The following is a 1,786-nucleotide window of genomic DNA, read 5'->3' as shown; positions in this document are numbered from 1 at the left end:
AGCACCTTGGAGAGGAATGCCTTGGTGCGGTCGTGCTGGGGGTTGCCGAGGACGTCGCGGGGGTGGCCGGATTCGACGACGACGCCGCCGTCCATGAAGACGAGGTTGTCGCCGACTTCGCGGGCGAAGCCCATTTCGTGGGTGACGACGACCATGGTCATGCCGGACTCGGCGAGGTCGCGCATGACGTCGAGGACGTCGCCGACGAGTTCGGGGTCGAGGGCGGAGGTGGGCTCGTCGAAGAGCATCAGCTTGGGTTCCATCGCCAGCGCGCGGGCGATGGCGACGCGCTGCTGCTGGCCGCCGGAGAGCTGGGTGGGGTAGTTCCCGGCCTTGTCGGCCAGGCCGACCCGGTCCAGCAGGCGCTCGGCGCGCTCGCGGGCGACGGCCTTGGACTCGCCCTTGACCTGGATGGGTGCTTCCATGACGTTGGCCAGGGCCGTCATGTGGGGGAAGAGGTTGAAGCGCTGGAAGACCATGCCGATGTCGCGGCGCTGGGCGGCGACCTCGCTGTCCTTCAGTTCGTAGAGCTTGTCGCCCTTTTGGCGGTAGCCCACGAGCTGGCCGTCGACGTAGAGCCGTCCGGCGTTGATCTTCTCGAGGTGGTTGATGCAGCGCAGGAAGGTGGACTTGCCGGAGCCGGACGGGCCGATCAGGCAGAACACCTCGCCGTTGTTCACCTCGAGGTCGATGCCCTTGAGGATGTGGGCGGCGCCGTAGGACTTGTGGACGCCTTCGGCCTTCACCATGAGAGTCATTTGGCCACCGCCTCACGGTTGGAGAATCGGGCGAGGTTCGCCTTGACCTTCTGCCATGGCGTGGGCGGCAGTGCGCGCAGCGAGCCGCGGGCGTAGTGCCGTTCCAGGTAGAACTGGCCGACGCTGAACACCGAGGTCAGGATCAGGTACCAGATCGAGGCGAGGAAGAACATCTCCATGACCGCGAACGAGGTCGAGGCGATGTCCTGCGCGGCGCGCAGCAGGTCGGGGTATTGGACGGCGACGACCAGGGAGGAGGTCTTGAGCATGTTGATGAACTCGTTGCCGGTCGGCGGGATGATCACCCGCATCGACTGGGGGAGCACCACGCGGCGCATCGTCTTGGCCTGGGACATGCCGAGTGCGTGGGAGGCCTCGGTCTGTCCCTCGTCGACCGACTGGATGCCGGCGCGGACGATCTCGGCCATGTAGGCGCCCTCGTTCAGGCCGAGCCCGAGCAGGGCGGCCAGGAACGGGGTCATGACGTCGGTCATCTCGTCCTTGTAGAACCCGATGTTGAAGATCGGGAAGATCAGGGCGAGGTTGAACCAGATCAGCAGCTGCACGTAGACCGGGGTGCCGCGGAAGACCCAGATGTAGAGCCAGGCGACGGAGCTGGTCACCGGGTTCTTGGAGAGCCGCATGACGGCGAAGAGCACGCCCAGGACCAGGCCCAGCGCCATGGAGGCGACGCTGATGAGGATGGTGTTGCCCAGGCCGGACAGGATGGTGGGGTCGAACAGTTTCTCGGGGACGGTGGCCCAGCGGACGTTGCCCTGGGAGAAGGCGTAGCCGAGGAGCACCAGCAGGGCGACCACGACGACGCCGGCGACCCAGCGTCCGTAGTGGCGGACCGGAATGGCCTTGATGGCCTCCGGCGGGACCCCCGCCGGGGCGGGCGACGCCCCGGCGGGAACCTTGTCGATCTTGTCAGTCACGACGACTGCCCTTCAGTGGTACGCGAGAGGTCAGGAACCGCCGTTGATCTTGGCCGCGGGAATCGCGCCGTCGGCGGCCCCCCACTTGTC

Annotated in this window: 2 protein-coding genes; both read right to left on the bottom strand. The window is 66.8% G+C overall.

Annotated features, from left to right (window positions below):
- A partial coding sequence (locus ACZ561_RS40050) for an amino acid ABC transporter ATP-binding protein (protein WP_471005087.1) occupies nt 1–758 on the bottom strand: 758 nt, incomplete at its 3' end.
- Nucleotides 755–1,696 (bottom strand): amino acid ABC transporter permease, encoded by a 942-nt coding sequence (locus tag ACZ561_RS40045; protein WP_471005085.1) that lies wholly within the window; start codon nt 1,694–1,696, stop codon nt 755–757. The genes ACZ561_RS40050 and ACZ561_RS40045, both read right to left, overlap by 4 nt.
- Nucleotides 1,697–1,786 lie beyond the last annotated feature (90 nt).

The sequence above is a fragment of the Streptomyces sp. NPDC039609 genome, from assembly GCF_055596705.1.
This window is presented reverse-complemented; position numbering and strand designations above follow the sequence as displayed.